This window comes from Marinomonas hwangdonensis, assembly GCF_003721245.1.
GTDB classification, from domain to species: domain Bacteria; phylum Pseudomonadota; class Gammaproteobacteria; order Pseudomonadales; family Marinomonadaceae; genus Marinomonas; species Marinomonas hwangdonensis.
This window is the reverse complement of sequence record NZ_RIZG01000006.1, coordinates 185431-203407: the sequence shown is the minus strand read 5'-3', so window position 1 is coordinate 203407 and position 17977 is coordinate 185431. Positions and strand designations below refer to the sequence as shown.

The following is a 17977-nucleotide window of genomic DNA, read 5'->3' as shown; positions in this document are numbered from 1 at the left end:
TCACTTGGTAAAAAATCGGACCAAGCAGGTAAAAAGATTGTGTATAGACTTATGGCGCCAAGCCTTGTTTTTTTTCCACCTCTTTAATGAGGTCAAAGTATCGTTTGGTGTTTTCTATGAGCGTCTGTTCATCAAGGCTTGCGTTGTTTTCAGCCCGTTTGATTAGGTGTTGTGCGGTTGTGTCTTTACCCTGACTAAAGTCCAGCTGCGCCCTGTAGTTAAGCGTCATAGCAGTGTTGTTATTGGCTTTGAAATAGTGGATTTTGGAACGCCAAATAAGGCGTTTTTCGTAGAGATAGTAAGATTCGTCAAAAATAGAAGCGCCTCTAAGAGGGAGGGCGTTGGTTATTTGTGCATAGGGCAACGAGAAAAGTAGGTTGTTTGGATTGAGTTCTAATTGGCTACGGATGATGTCGAGCGCCTTGTCTCGCTGTCCCGAAGCCTCATAGCTCAAGCTTTGAAGATACACAGTAAAGGTGTTGGGCTTGTCAACGTCAGCGAGATACATAAGGGCTTGATGTGGCGATTGTGTGATGTACGAAAACAGGCCCTTGGCAAAATTTTTGGCATCAGAGTGAGGTATTACTTGATCTAAATAAGCAAGGGGGTGCTCTTCCAGTCCCGCTCGATAGGCCAGTACACTGGCTCGGAAAAACTCAAAGTCGGTGTCTGGGCGTGATTGTAACAGAGTGTCTTTGGGTTCGGTGCTAAAGGAATCGGACAAACGCGTGTCTGGGGATGGGTGAGTGGACAAAAATTCGAGTTTGGGTCGTCCTAGGGCACGTTGAAAAAAAGCGCGGAAAAGTTTTGTCATTCCTTCAGGCGACAACCTGGCATCCACTAGCAGTTCTCGGCCACGTCGATCGGCTTCTTGTTCTTGCGCTCGACTGTAAGTAAGTCTGTTTTCAGCTTGGTTGGCGATGCCTCCCAACCAAAGTGCCGTCGTTGTGTCTGAATCTGCTCCCGCTAAGGCCGCAGCAATGCCTGCACCAAGCAACAGCAAAGCTTTTTGTAACTCTTCACCCGAGTGTTGGCTCTGGCGCTCGTAGTGTCGAAGGTCTAGGTGAGCAATCTCATGAGCTAATAAGCCATAAAACATCTCTTCATCGTTGATCATCTCTAAAATGTCTGAATAAATAAAAAGATGGTTTCCTGGAATTACAAAGGCGTTGCTCTGTGTACTGTTGAGTAAGGTCATTTCCACTTTGGTGTTGTATAGATTTGTTTGTGGAAGCAAATGAGATAAGGCGTTTTTTAAATAGTCGTAGGCGGGGGGAAACTCAATAAGCGCACGACTACCGTTGAGTTTTCTAAACCAATGCTGTCCAAGCACATAAGACGGATTTGATAGCGCTCTTTCGTCTTTATTGGCTTCTAGGTCTGGAATGTTTGCACGGCTTGCATTGGAAAAAATACAGGCAAAAACAATCGTTAAAATGAAGAAGCTGGTTGTAACGTTTGAAAATAGTCTCATAATATGGCGGCAGCTTTCTACTTGATTAAATAATAACATGGTCGGATATATGACAAATGCACGAATCAGACACTAAGTATGACGTAATCTTGGATGCAAGAGAAGATCGTTGCCCCATGCCACTCCTCAAAGCTAAGATGGCGTTAAGTAAAATGACGTCGGGCCAGTGCCTTTGTGTGAAGGCCAGCGATTCAGGCTCACTGAAAGACATTCCCCATTATGTGCATTTAGTCGGTTTTAGCTTGTTGTCGACATCTGAAGACAATGATATTTATACTTTCGTTATTCAAAAAATTTAACACGGATGCACCATGTTTAAAATTGTCGATACCTTGATAAAACGGTACTTTTCCAATGAAGAAGTGGTTGTTTTTCTACTTCTAATGATTGCTACCTTGTGTGCTATCGCTTTCTGGGGAGGGATTTTAGCGCCGGTGTTGATCGCTATAGTGCTTGCGTTTTTATTGCAGGGGATGGTTGATAGATTGAAAAAAATGGGTATGGGTCATACCTTATCTGTTTTTGTTGTCTTTTTTGCCTTCCTAGCCGCCTGTACTGTGTTTGTTGGTATGATGGTGCCCATCATTTGGCGACAGGCGGTACGTCTAGTACAAGATGCCCCTCGCATGTTTACGGATATACGTGACGCCATTCAAGCGTTTGCCGAAGGGCACAGTGATTTTGTTAATGAAGCGGCCATAAATGAAGTGATTAATTCGTTAGCAAATGAGTCGACACATTTAGGTCAGTGGCTCGTCTCTTTCTCTCTATCAAGTATTCCGTCTTTATTTTCATTAATGATTTACTTGGTGTTGGTGCCCTTAGTGATGTTTTTTCTTTTGAAAGATCAGAAGAAGGTTCTTGAATACATGACCTCATGGTTACCAAAAGAACGTCGTATGATGCGTAATATTGCACACGAGATGAATGATCAAATTGCCAATTATATTCGTGGTAAGTTCATCGAAATGTTGTTGGTAGGGGCGGTCACTTACGTCGTGTTTTTGATATTTGGTTTGAAATACGCAGAGCTTCTTGCTCTTCTAGTTGGTCTATCTGTGTTAATTCCTTATATAGGTGCCGCAGCGGTCACCGTGCCTGTTGTGATTGTGGCGTTTTATCAGTTTGGTACCGACAGTCAGTTTATTTATGTTGTTGTAGCCTATTTAATTATTCAAGCACTTGACGGTAATGTGTTGGTGCCTTTACTGTTTTCTGAAGCGGTTAATTTACATCCTCTCGCTATTATCATAGCGGTTTTGTTCTTTGGTGGGATATGGGGCTTTTGGGGCATATTCTTTGCGATCCCTTTGGCGACCTTAGTCAAGGCTATCATCACAGCCTGGCCAGACCGAGAACACTTCGCTTAACGGCTATTGGATGAGAGATCATCACTTTTAAAGCCCTTTTCCTCATGATGAAGAAAGGGGCTTTTTTATGCGTTACTCTTATGTGCATTTCTAAAAGAGAGACATTAAGGCGTTTGCATTACAGTTGCCAGAAAGATCCCATAGGCAGGTAATATAACGCAGCCTGTCTTCATGTGACCTGCGTTCAGTGCCTGCGGTAAAACGATTGGCGAAAGCGACAAATCGACAGGTAATGTCTTTTCTTGATCAGAGGTATTGATCGCCACGTAAAGGTGTTTATTTTCACTATGGCGTGTAAACGTCAGCGTGGTCTCGTCATGATATAAAAATGCTATGTCTCCATGACGTAGCTCTGGATATTGGCGTCTTAACTGTAAAAAGTCTTGGTAAGCATGCAGGATAGATTGAGGGTCCTTTTCCTGTTCGCTCACCGCCAGTGGACGTTGTGCGGTGGATATCGGTAACCAGGGTTGTGTGGATTGGGTGAAGCCACCTAACTCGTCATCTTGCCATGGTAGTGGGGTTCTACAGCCGTCTCTGCCTTTGAATTCAGGCCAAAAATTAATACCAAATGGATCCACGAGCTGTTCGAAAGCTAATTCGGCTTCCGGTAAACCCAACTCCTCGCCTTGGTATAAGCAGACGCTGCCTCGTAAGGACAACAGCATTGCCATGTAAGCTTTGCTTTTGTTGATGGCGTCTTGGTTGTTTCCCCACCGTGTTGCCACACGCTCTACATCGTGATTACCAATCGACCAGCATGGCCAGCCATCGCCTAACCCTGCTTCAATGGTTTCCATGGTGTTGCGTATATGATTCATCGAATTATCATGAGTTAATAAGTCGAAAGAGTAGCACATGTGCAATTTGTCTTTGCCTTGGGTGTAGGCGGCCATGGTTTCTAATGAGAAATCGCAGCCAACTTCGCCAACGGTCGTGGTTTCTGGGTATTGATCTAATAAGGTGCGTAAGCGTTTGAGAAAAGCAATATTTTCAGGTCTGGATTTATCATATACATGCAGCTGGTAGGCATAAGGGTTATCGAGCCTTACCCCAATACTTCCTTCGACGACTTCTTCTTTTGGTGGGTTATTTCTCAGTTCTACATCATGATAGTAATAGTTGGCTGTGTCTAAGCGAAAACCATCAACACCGCGTTTGAGCCAAAATTCTACGGTATCAAGTAAGGCGTCCACAACATCCGGATTATGAAAGTTTAGATCGGGTTGGCTGTCTAGAAAGTTGTGCAAATAGTACTGTTTACGTCGACTATCCCATCGCCAAGCTGGGCCACCAAAAACGGATAACCAGTTGTTTGGAACCGTACCGTCTGGTTGAGCATCGGCCCAAATATACCAATCGGCTTTGGCGTTATCATGACTGTTGCGCGACTCGATAAACCAAGGATGCTGGTCAGAGCTGTGGTTCAAGACTTGGTCGATCATGACTTTTAATCCGTGCTGGTGAGCGGATTCTATGAGCTGATCGAAATCGTCTAAGGTGCCAAAGATAGGATCGACACCGCAGTAATCACTGACATCATAACCAAAATCTTTCATGGGGGAGGTGAAAAAAGGCGATAGCCAAATAGCATCCACACCCAACGAAGCGATATAATCCATTTTTGCGGTGACGCCGGGAAGATCACCAATGCCATCTTTGTTGGAGTCGAAAAAACTGCGAGGGTAAACCTGATAAATTACCGCACCGCGCCACCATTCTTGATTATGGGTCATAATGAAAGTCTCGCATTAAAAAGGGCTGTAGTGTCATACTTGCTGAACAAGGATGCTTTTCAAAGTGGTTTCCAGCATACTCAATCGGCATAGTAAATGCATGGTCTTTGTGACTTGATTTCGCGATTTTTCGGCTGTTTTTAGGAGCTGTGATGTTTTCTGATAATGCTCGCCCTGTGGCTTGGCCCTTATTTTTCTTTTACTTTTTCTTTTGTGCTTTGATTGGCGTGATGATGCCGTATATCTCGGTTTACTATAAATCGATTGGTTTGACGGCTTCTGAGATAGGGCGTCTTATGTCGACATTTACTCTATCTGGTATATTGATTCCGCATTTTTGGGGATGGCTCACCGCGAAAGTAGGGCTGCCTAAGCGCATATTACAAATCGGAATTTTAGGGAGCTTTATTGCTGTCATCCCGTTTAACTGGAATGACCAATTTGAAACTTTGTGGCTATTAACTTGCACGATGGCTTTGTTTTATTCGGCTTTGATTCCAATGACCGATTCTTTGGCGGTGAGGAGCATTCGTCACTTAGATGTGCCTTATACACGCTTACGGGTTGGTGGTTCAATTGGTTACGTATTTGCAGTGACAGGCGCGGGGTTCTTGATTGGGCAGTTTGGCGTCGCTGTTGTGATTCCTACCATGTGTGTTTTTTTAGCGCTTGCTGTGGTGACGTCATTTTTCCTTAAAGAGCAGGCTTATGAAAATGACACGCATAAAGAGACCACGTCTTTCTTTTCATTAGTCAAAACACCCGAGTCACTGCTGTTTTTTGTGCTGGCGTTTTTGGCTTTTATGTCCCATGCGCCTTTTAATGTATTTTTTGCTGTGCACTTGTCCACGATGGGCTACAGCGGTGAGCTCATTGGGCTTTTAATGGCGCTCGGCGTGGTGATTGAAATCTTTTTATTTTTATTTTTTGGTAATAGCCTTAAGCGCTTTGATGTGGTTCACATTCTTATATTGTGTTTCGTGTGCGGCATCATTCGTTGGTTTTTGGTGGGCTGGTTTGCGTCGGTTGTTTGGGTTCTCATTTTTACACAATTGCTTCATTGTATTACTTTTGCTCTTTTTCACATGGTGTCTATTGAGCAAATTCGTCGTCTTTTTCCAGAGCGTTTTGCTGGTCAAGGTCAGGCTATGTACAGTGCTTTTGCGATTGGCTTAGGGGGCGGTCTTGGCATGGTTGCAACTGGCTATTTATGGGAATGGGCGGGAGGCGCATGGGCTTTTACCGCGGCGTCTTGTGTGAGTGCGTTGGCGTTGATCATTTTACTGGTTAGTCAGCGTCGTTAAGATGTCTTGAGTTATTTACGAGGCTTATTGTCGCTGATCTGACATTATATAAGGCAGCTGTCACTTTTTAACAGCGCAATAAACGCCAATGCAGCTCGGCTTAGGGTTCTTTGTTTATGATGAATAACGCCGAGTTTTCTTTCCACGTTTAAATCGGGTAGGTTAAGCACTACAAATTTGTCATCTACTAATGTAGACGGCAACAAAGACCATCCCCAACCTATGTTCACCAACATGGCCAGTGTTTCTAAGTTATTGGTGTTCATTCTTACCTGAGGTTTTAAGTCTTGTTTGCCGAAAGCTTGTTCAGCAATTTGTCTAGTGAACGTGTTTTTATTGGGTAGCACGCAGGCGTGTTCCGCCAACTCAATTAAGCTGACATTTTGATGGTGTGCAAGTGGGTGATCTTTACTGACTACGCAGGTGAGTGGGTCTGACCAGATTGGCAATGATTCAATGAGAGGGTTTTCTTTGTTCGACAAAGTAATGACGCCCAACTCCGCTCTTCCTTTGAGTACATCTTGGTACGCTTCTTCAGATTGAGCAAACTCGATTTCTAAGTGTGCGCTGGGGAAATCTTCCTGAAATTGTTTCAAAGACTTAGGCAGCCGATGTAAGCCAACATGATGGCTGGTGGATAGACGTAATTCCCCGCTAACATCTTGCATTTGCAGGGACATACTGCGTTTGATGTCTTGTAAATCTTCCGCCATTTTTTTGGCTTTCGGTAAAAGGCGAATGCCTGCTTCCGTTAATTGTACCTGACGGCCAATACGGTCAAAAAGCCGCACGCCTAAGTTGTTTTCAAGCGCGGCAATCCGTTTACTTACCGCCGGTTGGGTAATGAAGAGCTGTCCGCCTGTCTCAGAAAAAGACCCCGTTTCAGCGACTTTGATGAAGGTGAGTAACTCGGCAATGTCTATCATTCCAGAAAATTATCCAAAATATGAAAAATATGAATTTGAGTAATTTAAGCCAAAGTTTTAGGATAGCGCAATAGATTTCTGAGGAGAGAACTTATGTCAGGTAAAACCCTTTATGACAAGTTGTGGGATAGCCACCTTGTTCAGCAACGAGATGACGGCAGTGCGTTGATTTATATCGATTTGCAATTGCTTCACGAAGTGACATCACCACAAGCATTTGAAGGTCTTCGCTTGGCTGGGCGCAAGCCTTGGCGTGTGTCGTCGAGCTTAGCCACACCGGACCATAACGTACCGACTACTAAGAAAGAGCGTATTTCTGGTGTGGATGGGATTGAAGATCCTGTTTCGAAAATCCAAGTCATTACCTTGGACGATAATTGCAATGAATTTGGTATTACTGAATTCAACATGAAAGACATCCGTCAAGGCATCGTGCACGTTGTTGGGCCAGAACAAGGTGCGACGCTTCCTGGTATGACAGTGGTGTGCGGTGATTCTCATACTTCTACTCATGGAGCCTTTGGTGCCTTGGCCCATGGTATTGGTACGTCAGAAGTTGAGCATGTATTAGCGACTCAATGTCTTGTACAAAAGAAAAGCCGCAATATGTTAGTCCGAGTGGATGGCAAATTGTCTCCTTGGGTGTCTGCCAAAGACGTTGTTTTGGCCATTATTGGCGCAATTGGTACCGCTGGTGGTACTGGTTACGCTATTGAGTTTGGCGGAACGGGGATTCAATCATTGTCGATGGAAGGTCGTATGACCGTCTGTAACATGGCAATCGAAGCGGGTGCTCGTGTTGGTTTGATCGCAGTAGATGATACTACTATTGAATATGTAAAAGGTCGTCCTTATGCGCCAAAAGGCGAGCATTGGGATATGGCTGTTGAAGCTTGGAAAGACCTTGTTTCAGATAAAGATGCCCAATTTGATGAAGTGGTAGTTTTAAAGGCGGAAGATATCAAGCCGCAGGTTACATGGGGGACGTCACCTGAAATGGTTATCGCCATTGATGAGCCAATTCCTCGCCCTGAAGATCAGAAAGATCCGGTGAAAAAAGAAGGTTATGCGCGTGCTTGGAAATACATGGGCTTAGAAGGCAAAACCATGCTGGCTGATGTCACTCTTGACCGCGTTTTTATTGGCTCTTGTACCAATTCTCGCATTGAAGATTTACGCATCGCGGCGCAAGTCGTTAAAGGTCGTAAAGTGGCTTCAACTCTTAAGCAAGCCATAGTTGTTCCGGGCTCTGGCTTGGTTAAAGCACAAGCTGAAAAAGAAGGTTTGCATGAAATCTTTGAAGCTGCTGGCTTAGAGTGGCGCGAACCAGGTTGTTCTATGTGTTTGGCAATGAATGCTGACAAGTTAGGTGCTGGCGAACATTGTGCGTCGACTTCGAATCGTAACTTTGAAGGTCGTCAAGGCTTTGGTGGTCGTACGCATTTGGTTAGCCCTGCGATGGCTGCGGCCGCAGCAATTGCTGGTCACTTTGTTGATGTTAATGAGTTTGTGAAACACTAGGAGAGAAGAGCATGCGTCCCTTTACTAAACACACTGGTTTAGCCGCTCCTTTGGATTTGGCAAACGTTGATACTGATATGATTATTCCAAAGCAGTTCTTGAAATCCATCAAGCGTACTGGCTTTGGTAAAAACTTATTTGATGAGCTTCGTTACGAAGACGAAGGTCAGCCGGATCAAGAATGTGATGGTCGTCCAATACGCAAAGATTTTGTGCTCAATCAAGATCGCTACAAAGGTGCGAGCGTTTTATTGGCTCGTCAAAACTTTGGTTGTGGCTCTAGTCGTGAACACGCGCCTTGGGCATTAGATGATTACGGCTTTCGTTCTATTATTGCCCCAAGTTTTGCGGATATTTTTTATAATAACTGTTTCAAAAATGGTTTGTTACCGATCGTTTTACAAGCTGAAGAAGTGGATCAACTGTTTGCTGAAGTGGCATTGCGTGAAGGCGCTCAAGTGATTGTCGACCTTGAAAACCAAACTGTGACATCGCCTTCCGGTGCAACTTTCGAATTTAACGTGGATAATTTCCGCAAGCACTGTTTGTTGAACGGCTTGGATGATATTGGTTTAACGCTGCAGCAAGATTCTGCAATCCGTCGTTACGAAGAAAAACGAATGAATGATGCGCCTTGGCTTTTCTTGCCTCGCGGTCAGTAAACGAAAGACTTAGCTTTTAAGGGTTTAAAATGACTAAAAATGTATTGGTATTGCCGGGTGACGGTATTGGTCCAGAAATCGTAGCGCAAGCGGTTCGAGTGTTGGATGCAGTAAATGAGCAGTTTTCATTGAATATTCAACATGAAAGCGCCTTGGTTGGTGGTTCTGCTTATGATGAGACGGGTTCTCCATTACCTGAAGCGACATTAGCAAAAGCGAAAGCGGCTGACGCTATTTTACTTGGGGCTGTGGGTGGTCCTAAGTGGGATAAGTTGGACATGTCTGTTCGCCCTGAAAAAGGCTTACTTGGCTTACGTTCTAATCTTGAGCTGTTTTCGAATCTTCGTCCTGCAATTTTGTATCCGCAGCTAGCGGATGCGTCTAGCTTGAAACCAGAAATTGTTGCTGGCTTAGATATTCTGATTGTTCGTGAATTAACTGGTGGTATTTATTTCGGTCAGCCTCGCGGTATTCGTATATTAGAAAATGGCGAACGCGAAGGCTTTAACACCTATGTTTACAATGAGTCAGAAATTCGTCGGATCGGTCGTTCTGCTTTTGAAGCCGCTCGTCAACGTGGTAAGCGTGTCTGCTCAATTGACAAGTCCAACGTACTAGAAGTGACAGTTCTTTGGAAAGAAGTCATGGAAGAAGTAGCGAAAGAGTATCCTGACGTCGAATTAACTCATATGCTAGTAGATAATGCTGCAATGCAGCTTGTTCGTGCACCAAAACAGTTTGATGTCATGGTTACTGGCAATATGTTTGGTGATATCCTTTCTGATGCTGCGGCTATGTTGACAGGTTCTATTGGTATGCTACCTTCTGCTTCTCTAAATGCTGAAGGTCGCGGTATGTATGAACCATGCCACGGCTCTGCGCCAGACATTGCAGGAAAAGGAATCGCTAACCCATTGGCGACAATTTTGTCAGTTGCTATGATGTTGCGTTATTCTTTAGACGCAAAAGATGCGGCGGATGCTATTGAAGCGGCAGTAAGTAAGGTTCTAGATCTAGGTTTAAGAACCGCAGATATTGCATCAGAAGGATGCGAAACTGTTAGTACGCAAGCCATGGGTGATGCCGTTCTAGCAGCATTAAAAGCCTAATATCATAACGATATTGGGCATTCATTAGGGATACTGCTCTTGGTATGAGTGGCCCCACAAAAAAAGGTAACGTTAACCATGTCAAAACACACTGTAGGTTTAGTCGGATGGCGCGGAATGGTCGGTTCTGTGTTGATGCAACGCATGATGGAAGAAAAAGACTTTGATCATATTGATCCAGTTTTTTTTACTACATCTCAAACGGGGCAGAAAGGTCCAGAAATTGGTAAAGATATTCCATTACTTCAAGATGCAAGTGACATCGAATCATTGAAAAAGATGGATATTATTATTACCTGTCAAGGCGGGGATTACACCAAGGCTATTTATCCACAGTTGCGTAATGCTGGTTGGAAAGGTTACTGGATTGATGCAGCGTCTTCGTTGCGAATGGAAAAAGACGCCATTATCGTGCTTGATCCTGTTAACTTAAATGTTATCAAGCAAGGTTTGACTGATGGCGTAAAAACCTTTGTAGGCGGTAACTGCACTGTTAGTCTGATGCTACTGGCGCTGGGTGGGTTGTTTGAGAAAGGTCATATTGAATGGATGACCTCTATGACTTATCAAGCGGCTTCTGGTGGTGGTGCACGCCATATGCGTGAATTGATCAATCAAATGGGCATGTTGCAGGGCTCTGTTGCTAGTGAGCTTGCAGATCCAGCTAGTGCGATTCTGGAGATTGATCGTAAAGTTGCTGAAACAATGCGTTCTGGTAAATTGCCGACTGATCAGTTTGGTGTGCCATTAGCCGGTTCTTTGATCCCTTACATCGACAGTCAGCTTGATAATGGTCAAAGCCGTGAAGAGTGGAAAGCGCAAGCTGAAGCAAACAAAATCCTAGGCATTGACGGTAAGCCAATTCCCGTTGATGGTTTGTGCGTTCGTATCGGGGCGATGCGTTGTCATAGTCAGGCGTACACTATCAAGCTTAACAAAGACATTCCTGTTGCGGATATTGAAGGTTTGCTTGCTGAGCACAACCAGTGGGTTGATGTTGTACCAAATGATAAAGAAGCAACAATGCAGCGTCTAACGCCAACTGTGGCCACTGGAACGCTTGGCATTCCTGTTGGCCGTATACGTAAGTTGAACATGGGTCCTGAATATATCAGTGCTTTCTCTGTTGGTGATCAGTTGCTATGGGGTGCGGCAGAGCCATTGCGTCGTATGCTACGAATTTTACTCAATGACTAGTTTTATTGAGTGGGCTTACTAATAAAAAGCGTCGGTCGTTTTGACTGGCGCTTTTTTTTGCTTGCTAGGTGGTTCATGGCGTGTTGTTATGACGTTTGAAATGTGTCGCCGTTTAGCGGCATCAAATAATTTTTAGCAAAACATTTTGGGAGGCGCTGTGTTGTCTCGATTGCCTAAATGGGTTGAGTATGGCGCGTTTTTACTGGCCCTGGTCGCAGGTAGCGTTAATGCCGTTGCATTACTTGGCTTTCATCATCAAGCGGTGTCCCATTTGTCAGGGACCGCGACATTAATCGGCAGTATCTTACTAAATCCTTCCTCAAGCGAGTTGTTGCATTTATTGGGAATTCTACTAAGTTTTGTTTTAGGTTCGGCTATATCAGGCATTATGCTGACGGGCACTTCTTTAAAATTGGGTAGGTTTTACGATGTGTTGTTACTGCTTGAAGCGATACTCCTGGCGTTCGCCATGGTGATGTTGCTGAACGGTCATACCTCGGGCCATTACTTTGCCTCAGCCGCCTGTGGCTTGCAAAATGCCCTTGCTACCACCTACAGTGGTGCTGTGATAAGGACAACCCATTTGACCGGTATTTTTACGGATTTGGGTATAATGATGGGGGAATTCTTACGTGGAAAAGCATTAGACAAGCGTAAAGCCTTATTGTTTACTATCATTGTATTAGGTTTCATTTTAGGTGGTTTTTTAGGTTCGATATTATTTGTTAAGGTAGGTTTCTTCGCCTTAGGTGCGCCAGCGGGTATTTGTTTTGTTTTGGCGATTGTTTATCGGTGGTATAGTCAAAATTAGCTGAGTCCTAAAAAGCGTATCAGTGCATTAATAAGGTGAAATAACACGTTTTTGTCTGTTAAAAGACACATTAATTTAAATTAAATCATTGAATAGTTTGCTAGATTTAATTTGTTATGATATTGATATGTATATTGTTTTTAATGAATGAAGCCTTATTTTTTTAGGCATTTTATAAACAAAATATTTCGTAACTATTTACATTGTCAGGCATTGAAATTGAGTCTGATAGTCCATAAATTATTAGTAAGGCGGTAAAGGAGACAAACGAAAAGCAATACAACACCTGATTACAACAGAAGGAAATTTTCTATGTATACATTGAATATAAGTGGTCATCACGTCCAATCTGGTGAAGAAGTACAAGAATTAGTCAAAGAAAAAATGGATCATTTAGCTCGTGTCAACAATCAGATTACGAGCATTAAAGTGATTCTAAATACAGAGAAGCATGGAATTCATGAATTAATTGTTGAAGCCAGTGTGCACATTCCTGGTCATGATTTGTTTGCTAACGTTAAGACAGAAAAGCAGCTAAAGCCTGCTCTTGATTTACTTGTAGGTAAGTTAGAAAAACAACTTATCAAACACAAACCCAACCCTAAGACGGCGGGGCGACAACACCACATTAATGCTCAAGATGTAGAAAGTCCTGTTGAAAAGCAGCTGCAAGCTGAATTTGATGAACTGGTAGAGCGCGAAGTTATTTAACATACATTCAGTTTTAGAAAGCCTCGCATTGCGGGGCTTTTTTGTTTCTACTGATTGCTTTCGACATGATCAGATTCTGTTTTTCATAGATATTGCTATGTATAAGGTTATTCATAAACCAAAAAAATGCTGATGCTAGATTGCGAAAATTGCAAGCCAGCATCAGCATTTAATTTCAATTAACTGCAGAAACTACGTAGAGTTTAGACGTTGTTTACAGGAATAAACTCAACAGGTGCCATTGTCATGGCATCTAGTGGTGGAGCGAAATCCGTAAGCGTAATGCCATCTACTGCGGCCTTGTATTCCTCTAATGTTGGGAAGCGTCCCAATATAGTAGAAAGTACAACAACCGGGGTAGAGCCTAGTAGTGATTCACCTTTCTTCTCTTTAGAATCGGCGACTACACGACCTTGGAACAAGCGAGTAGAGGTCGCAATAACCGTATCGCCTGGTTCTGCTTTCTCTTGGTTACCCATACACAAGTTACATCCAGGGCGTTCTAAGTACATGATGTTTTCGTATTTAGTTCGTGCTTCACCTTTTGGTTTAGCATCGTCAAATTCGAAGCCCGCGTATTTTTTCAAAATATCCCAGTCGCCTTCCGCTTTTAGCTCATCAACGATGTTATACGTTGGTGGCGCGACAACAAGCGGTGCTTTAAATGACACGCTGCCATTCTGTTTTTCAAGGTTACGCAGCATTTGTGCGATGATTTGCATGTCACCTTTGTGAACCATGCAAGACCCCACAAATCCTAGATCAACCGGTTTGTCTTTGTAGAAAGAAACCTGGCGAATAACATCATGAGTGTAACGCTTAGACACGTCATCGTTGTTGACATCTGGATCGGCAATCATTGGCTCAATGATTTCGTCGAGATCAACAACAACGTCAGCGTAGTACTTCGCATTGTTGTCAGGTACTAGAGCAGGTTGTTCGCCTGACTGGATACCTGCAATACGCTTATTAGCAAGGTCGATCAATCCATGCAGTGTTTTCGCTTCATTCTCCATGCCCTTGTCAATCATGATCTGAATGCGTTTTTTGGAAAGTTCAAGAGACTGAATCAAGGTTTGGTCTTGAGAAATACAGATGGAAGCTTTCGCTTTCATCTCGGCTGTCCAGTCAGTAAAGGTAAATGCTTGGTCAGCCATGAGCGTACCTATGTGTACTTCGATGACGCGACCCTGGAAGACGTTTTCGCCGCCAAACTGTTTAAGCATCTGAGCTTGCGTCGCGTGTACAACGTCGCGGAAGTCCATGTAGCTCTTCATTTCACCTTTAAAGGTCACTTTAACGGATTCAGGGATAGGCATGGTTGCTTCCCCTGTTGCTAGAGCCAACGCAACGGTTCCCGAGTCAGCGCCGAATGCAACGCCTTTAGACATACGTGTATGAGAGTCACCCCCAATGATAATCGCCGTATCGTCAACCGTAATGTCATTCAACACTTTATGGATTACGTCTGTCATTGGAGGAAAGACGCCTTTTGGATCGCGCGCTGTGATCAAACCAAACTTATTCATAAAAGACATCAGTTTAGGGATATTTGCTTGCGCTTTAGAATCCCAAACAGACGCTGTGTGACAGCCTGATTGATAAGCACCATCAACACTTGGAGAAATAACGGTAGCCGCCATAGACTCTAACTCTTGAGCTGTCATCAGACCAGTCGTGTCTTGTGAGCCCACGATGTTTACTTTTACGCGAACGTCAGAACCAGCATGAAGGGCTTTTTTGGAGTTTACGCCAACAGCATTTTTATTGAAAATTTTCTCGACAGCCGTTAAGCCTTGATCATCGTTTGATATTTCTTTTGCTGGAGCAAAAACAGTCGGTGTTTGGATGCCTAATGTTTCTGCGGCAAATGTCTGCAATTTTTTACCGAAGACAATAGCGTACGAGCTGCCGGCCTTCATAAATTCAACTTGTTGAGGTGTGAAAGCGGAAGAAACATCGACTAATTCTTTGTCGCCATTGTACAGTTTCTTCTCTTTGGTGTTAATGGTCAAAACCGTGCCAGTCTCAACCGAGTAAACTTGTTCAAGAACCGTATCGCCATTTGCATCCAAAACAGGCTTGCCATTGGCATCCACTTTTTTCACCCAGTTCTTAAGATCTAAACCGATACCGCCGGTGACACCAACTGTTGTCATAAAAATGGGGGAAATGCCATTTGTACCGGCAACAACGGGTGCGAAGTTTACAAATGGAATGTATGGGCTTGCTTGTTTGCCGGCCCAAAGTGCCACGTTGTTAACGCCAGACATACGTGAAGAACCAACGCCCATAGTGCCTTTTTCTGCTATGAGCATGACTTTGGCATCTGGGTGTTTGACTTGCAACGCCTTGATTTCTTGTTGAGCTTGAGGGGATATCATGCATTTGCCGTGAAGTTCACGGTCTGCGCGTGAGTGTGCTTGGTTACCTGGTGAAAGCAAATCTGTGGAGATGTCACCTTCCGCTGCGATGTAAGTGACGACTTTAATTTCTTCGTCAATGTCAGGCAGTTTGGTGAAGAATTCTGCTTTGGCATAACTTTCAAGTACGTCTTTCGCAATGCCATTGCCGGCTTTGTAAGCGGACTCAAGACGCTCCATGTCGGCTTCATACAGGAAGACTTGCGTTTTTAGAACCTCAGCAGCAGGGGCGGCAACCGAAGTGTCGTCAGACAAGGCTAAATCGATCAATGCCTTGACTGATGGGCCACCTTTCATATGTGACAATAGTTCTAGGGCGAACTCTGCAGAGATTTCTTTTACGACAGCGTCACCTAGGATGATTTCTTTTAGGAACTGCGCTTTGACAACCGCAGCACTGGTGGTGCCAGGTAGAGTGTTGTAGATGAAAAAGGATAGGGAGTCTTTGCGGTGTTCGTTTTCAGTATCTTTGATTTGAGCAATGATTTCAGCAACCAATTCCCCATCATCAATGGGCTTAGGGTGAAGTCCTTCCCCTTTACGGTTTTCAATCTCTTGTAAATATTCTGAATAAAGACTCATTATAGAACACCTCTAAATAATTTATGACAGTAATATCGCGACTAAAAGAAGAACTTGAGCTGCAGCGAACTTTCGTTTGCTTTTGGCGCATTCATGCCAAAACTCAATGGTATATTCCTAAATTAGTGACGTTCGTCGTTGTCTACTTTCTTCAATTGATGCAAGGGTATAATTGAATATGACCCATTGCTACCCAATGCGCTTTTCATTTCCGTGACTGTATTTTATAGAAAAAAAATCACAAAGGCTTAATATATGGCATAACAATTTCGAATAGGTGACATTTAGTGGAATTATTCTGATTTAGCTTAACCATTAGGTAGCTGAATAATCCTAACCACTCGAAACCCCCAGTTACTGGCTTGAAGGTCAGGTTCTGCACGGTATCGAGTGGCACTTCTTCCTACTCTTGGGATATCAAACCAAGACCCACCACGAATAACACGGCTGTCACATTGATTTGCTAACCACACTTGGTTGCTTGTAGGCGCTCCCTCGTAAGAATCGTGATAACAGTCTTCCACCCATTCAGCAACATTTCCATGCATGTCAAACAACCCTAGCGGATTACTGGCTTGACTGCCCACTGGAGCAGTTGAAATACCGTCCCATTGGCTTCCGCAGCTATCACATACACTATAGCCAGGTTTTACGGTGTTGCCGTACCAGAAAGCGGTGTTTGAATCAGCACGTGCCGAGTATTCCCACTCAATCTCAGTTGGCAGGCGGTATTCTTGATCGGTTTGTTCTGACACCCAGTTTGTATAGGCTTTTGCGTCATACCAGCTGACGTTGATGACAGGACGTTGTCCACGCCCCCAGCCATTGTCAGGGGGTGATTCTCTTCCCGTTGCTTTGGCAAATTTATCGTATTGATCAAAGGTTACTTCGTACTTGCTAATATAAAAACCACTGGGAATATCCACCTCGTGGGCGGGTTTTTCGTTGTCATCCCCCAGATTGTTTTGATCGCCCATGATGAAAGTAGCGGGCAGTACTTTTTCAACTTTAGGGGCATTGCCGCCTACTTTCAGGGGGTCTTCTAAGGTTTGCGGCAAAGATGCGTATGGCGTTTCTGGCGGATTGTTCGATACCGGAGTATTCGTGGTTTGAGTCACTACAGGCAGAGCTTTTTCTGGTGGTGCGTCTGGCCAAAATACCAAGCCCGCAACCACTCCTGCGAAAAGAGAGGCGCTTATGCCAATGGCTTTTGGCGTGGCATTACGCATCAAGCGTCTGGCGATGCGTTTTGGCGAAGATTGGTTGCTTGGTTCTGGTTTATACAAATTAGCACGAAGGATGCGAATCACTTCAACCAGGGATTTTGGTCTGTGACGCTCACTGGCTCGACTCCACTTTAGAAGCTTATGCCAAGTTGCATCGCTTAAGTTTGGGTGAGTATCGGGCAAGCCATTGGCAAAATCTTTATCTAAAATAGATTCACCAAGTAATGCCGCCATCAGCAAACGCATAAAGGCATAGCTGTCAGATGCTGGGGAGCGTTTCTGTTCCTTCTTTAAATACTCCGGTGGGAAAAAGCGCTTATCCATTTCTTGATCGTCGATTCTTGCCATCCAATTGTGTACGCCAAACCCCGTCATTAGGCCGAGTCCATTAACAACGTGGATAGAGCTTAAATCAAGGTGTCCGTGATACAAGCCGTTTTTATGGACTTGATCTAAGGCTTTGGCAATATTGTCAAATAAGCTAATAACAACGTTAAGTGGCGCACCATCGGGGTACTTGCCTAAAAAACTGTATAAGTTTTCTCCACCACAAACCGCAGAACAAGAAAATACCCAAAGACTGGAATAAAAAGGAGGGTAGTTTGGCGTAATGGCAGGGTGCTTGACCGATGCGTATTTACGTGCATTTTGTAAAAAAGCCTCGACTTTGCCTTTTTTCGGTTGAAAAAAACGCAAGACAAAGGGTCGACCGCCTTGGTCAGCCACCCAAGTTGTCTTGCTGCTATCAACAGCGTAGTTCAGTACATAAGGGTCAAGTTCAACGCCAACATGTTGGCCAATTTTTAATTTTAGCAGGTCATAGTATTCATTCATGACGAAATCAAAATCCAAATCAGGATGTTATGGCAAAAAAGGCATCTATGTTCTCAGATTTTTTTGTGGATAGATAAGAGATAATCTGTTC

At 43.9% G+C, this 17977-nt stretch carries 14 protein-coding genes; 9 read left to right on the top strand and 5 right to left on the bottom strand.

The genetic code is table 11. The annotated features are described in order from the left end of the window. Positions 1-49: 49 nt before the first annotated feature. Positions 50-1474 carry a M48 family metallopeptidase gene (locus EBI00_RS11595; protein WP_123096121.1) on the bottom strand — a complete coding sequence of 475 codons (1425 nt, stop codon included), beginning with the start codon at positions 1472-1474 and terminating at the stop codon, positions 50-52. A gap of 56 nt (positions 1475-1530) precedes the next feature. Here EBI00_RS11595 and EBI00_RS11590 point away from each other — a divergent pair, with 56 nt between their 5' ends. Next, a complete protein-coding gene (locus EBI00_RS11590) occupies positions 1531-1773 on the top strand; it encodes a sulfurtransferase TusA family protein (protein WP_123096091.1) in 243 nt (80 codons plus the stop codon). Positions 1774-1785: 12 nt separating this feature from the next. Then, the gene (locus tag EBI00_RS11585; RefSeq protein WP_123096090.1) at positions 1786-2844 is read left to right on the top strand and encodes an AI-2E family transporter; all 1059 of its coding nucleotides are present in this window, start codon (positions 1786-1788) and stop codon (positions 2842-2844) included. 104 nt (positions 2845-2948) lie between these two features. Here the strand turns inward: EBI00_RS11585 and EBI00_RS11580 are convergent, their stop codons facing one another. After that, positions 2949-4580, bottom strand: a complete 1632-nt coding sequence (locus tag EBI00_RS11580; RefSeq protein ID WP_123096089.1) for an alpha-glucosidase — start codon at positions 4578-4580, stop codon at positions 2949-2951. A gap of 152 nt (positions 4581-4732) precedes the next feature. Between EBI00_RS11580 and EBI00_RS11575 the strand changes: the two genes are divergently transcribed. Next, the gene (locus tag EBI00_RS11575; protein WP_123096088.1) at positions 4733-5884 is read left to right on the top strand and encodes an MFS transporter; all 1152 of its coding nucleotides are present in this window, start codon (positions 4733-4735) and stop codon (positions 5882-5884) included. Positions 5885-5928: 44 nt separating this feature from the next. Here EBI00_RS11575 and EBI00_RS11570 read toward each other — a convergent pair whose 3' ends face one another. Further along, a complete protein-coding gene (locus EBI00_RS11570) occupies positions 5929-6810 on the bottom strand; it encodes a LysR family transcriptional regulator (RefSeq protein ID WP_123096087.1) in 882 nt (293 codons plus the stop codon). A 93-nt stretch (positions 6811-6903) separates the two neighbouring features. Here EBI00_RS11570 and leuC point away from each other — a divergent pair, with 93 nt between their 5' ends. The 6 genes from leuC to hpf all read left to right on the top strand — a co-directional run bounded on the left by leuC (position 6904) and on the right by hpf (position 12821). Beyond that, positions 6904-8331, top strand: a complete 1428-nt coding sequence (gene leuC, locus EBI00_RS11565) for a 3-isopropylmalate dehydratase large subunit (protein ID WP_123096086.1) — start codon at positions 6904-6906, stop codon at positions 8329-8331. Between the two features lie 11 nt (positions 8332-8342). Continuing rightward, positions 8343-8993 (top strand): 3-isopropylmalate dehydratase small subunit, encoded by a 651-nt coding sequence (leuD, locus tag EBI00_RS11560; RefSeq protein ID WP_072839164.1) that lies wholly within the window; start codon positions 8343-8345, stop codon positions 8991-8993. 29 nt (positions 8994-9022) lie between these two features. Beyond that, complete coding sequence (gene leuB / locus EBI00_RS11555) at positions 9023-10102, top strand: 3-isopropylmalate dehydrogenase (RefSeq protein WP_123096085.1); 1080 nt, start codon at positions 9023-9025, stop codon at positions 10100-10102. Between the two features lie 78 nt (positions 10103-10180). Then, positions 10181-11299, top strand: coding sequence for an aspartate-semialdehyde dehydrogenase (gene asd / locus EBI00_RS11550; protein WP_123096084.1), 1119 nt, complete (start codon positions 10181-10183; stop codon positions 11297-11299). Positions 11300-11456: 157 nt separating this feature from the next. Continuing rightward, positions 11457-12110 (top strand): YoaK family protein, encoded by a 654-nt coding sequence (locus EBI00_RS11545; protein ID WP_123096083.1) that lies wholly within the window; start codon positions 11457-11459, stop codon positions 12108-12110. A gap of 312 nt (positions 12111-12422) precedes the next feature. After that, positions 12423-12821 carry a ribosome hibernation-promoting factor, HPF/YfiA family gene (gene hpf / locus EBI00_RS11540; protein WP_123096082.1) on the top strand — a complete coding sequence of 133 codons (399 nt, stop codon included), beginning with the start codon at positions 12423-12425 and terminating at the stop codon, positions 12819-12821. Positions 12822-13024: 203 nt separating this feature from the next. On the opposite strand, the gene EBI00_RS11535 is transcribed toward hpf, so the two are convergent. Together EBI00_RS11535 and EBI00_RS11530 are read right to left on the bottom strand one after the other, a co-directional pair. Further along, the gene (locus EBI00_RS11535; RefSeq protein ID WP_123096081.1) at positions 13025-15826 is read right to left on the bottom strand and encodes a bifunctional aconitate hydratase 2/2-methylisocitrate dehydratase; all 2802 of its coding nucleotides are present in this window, start codon (positions 15824-15826) and stop codon (positions 13025-13027) included. Between the two features lie 308 nt (positions 15827-16134). Next, a complete protein-coding gene (locus EBI00_RS11530) occupies positions 16135-17886 on the bottom strand; it encodes an SUMF1/EgtB/PvdO family nonheme iron enzyme (RefSeq protein ID WP_123096080.1) in 1752 nt (583 codons plus the stop codon). Positions 17887-17977 lie beyond the last annotated feature (91 nt).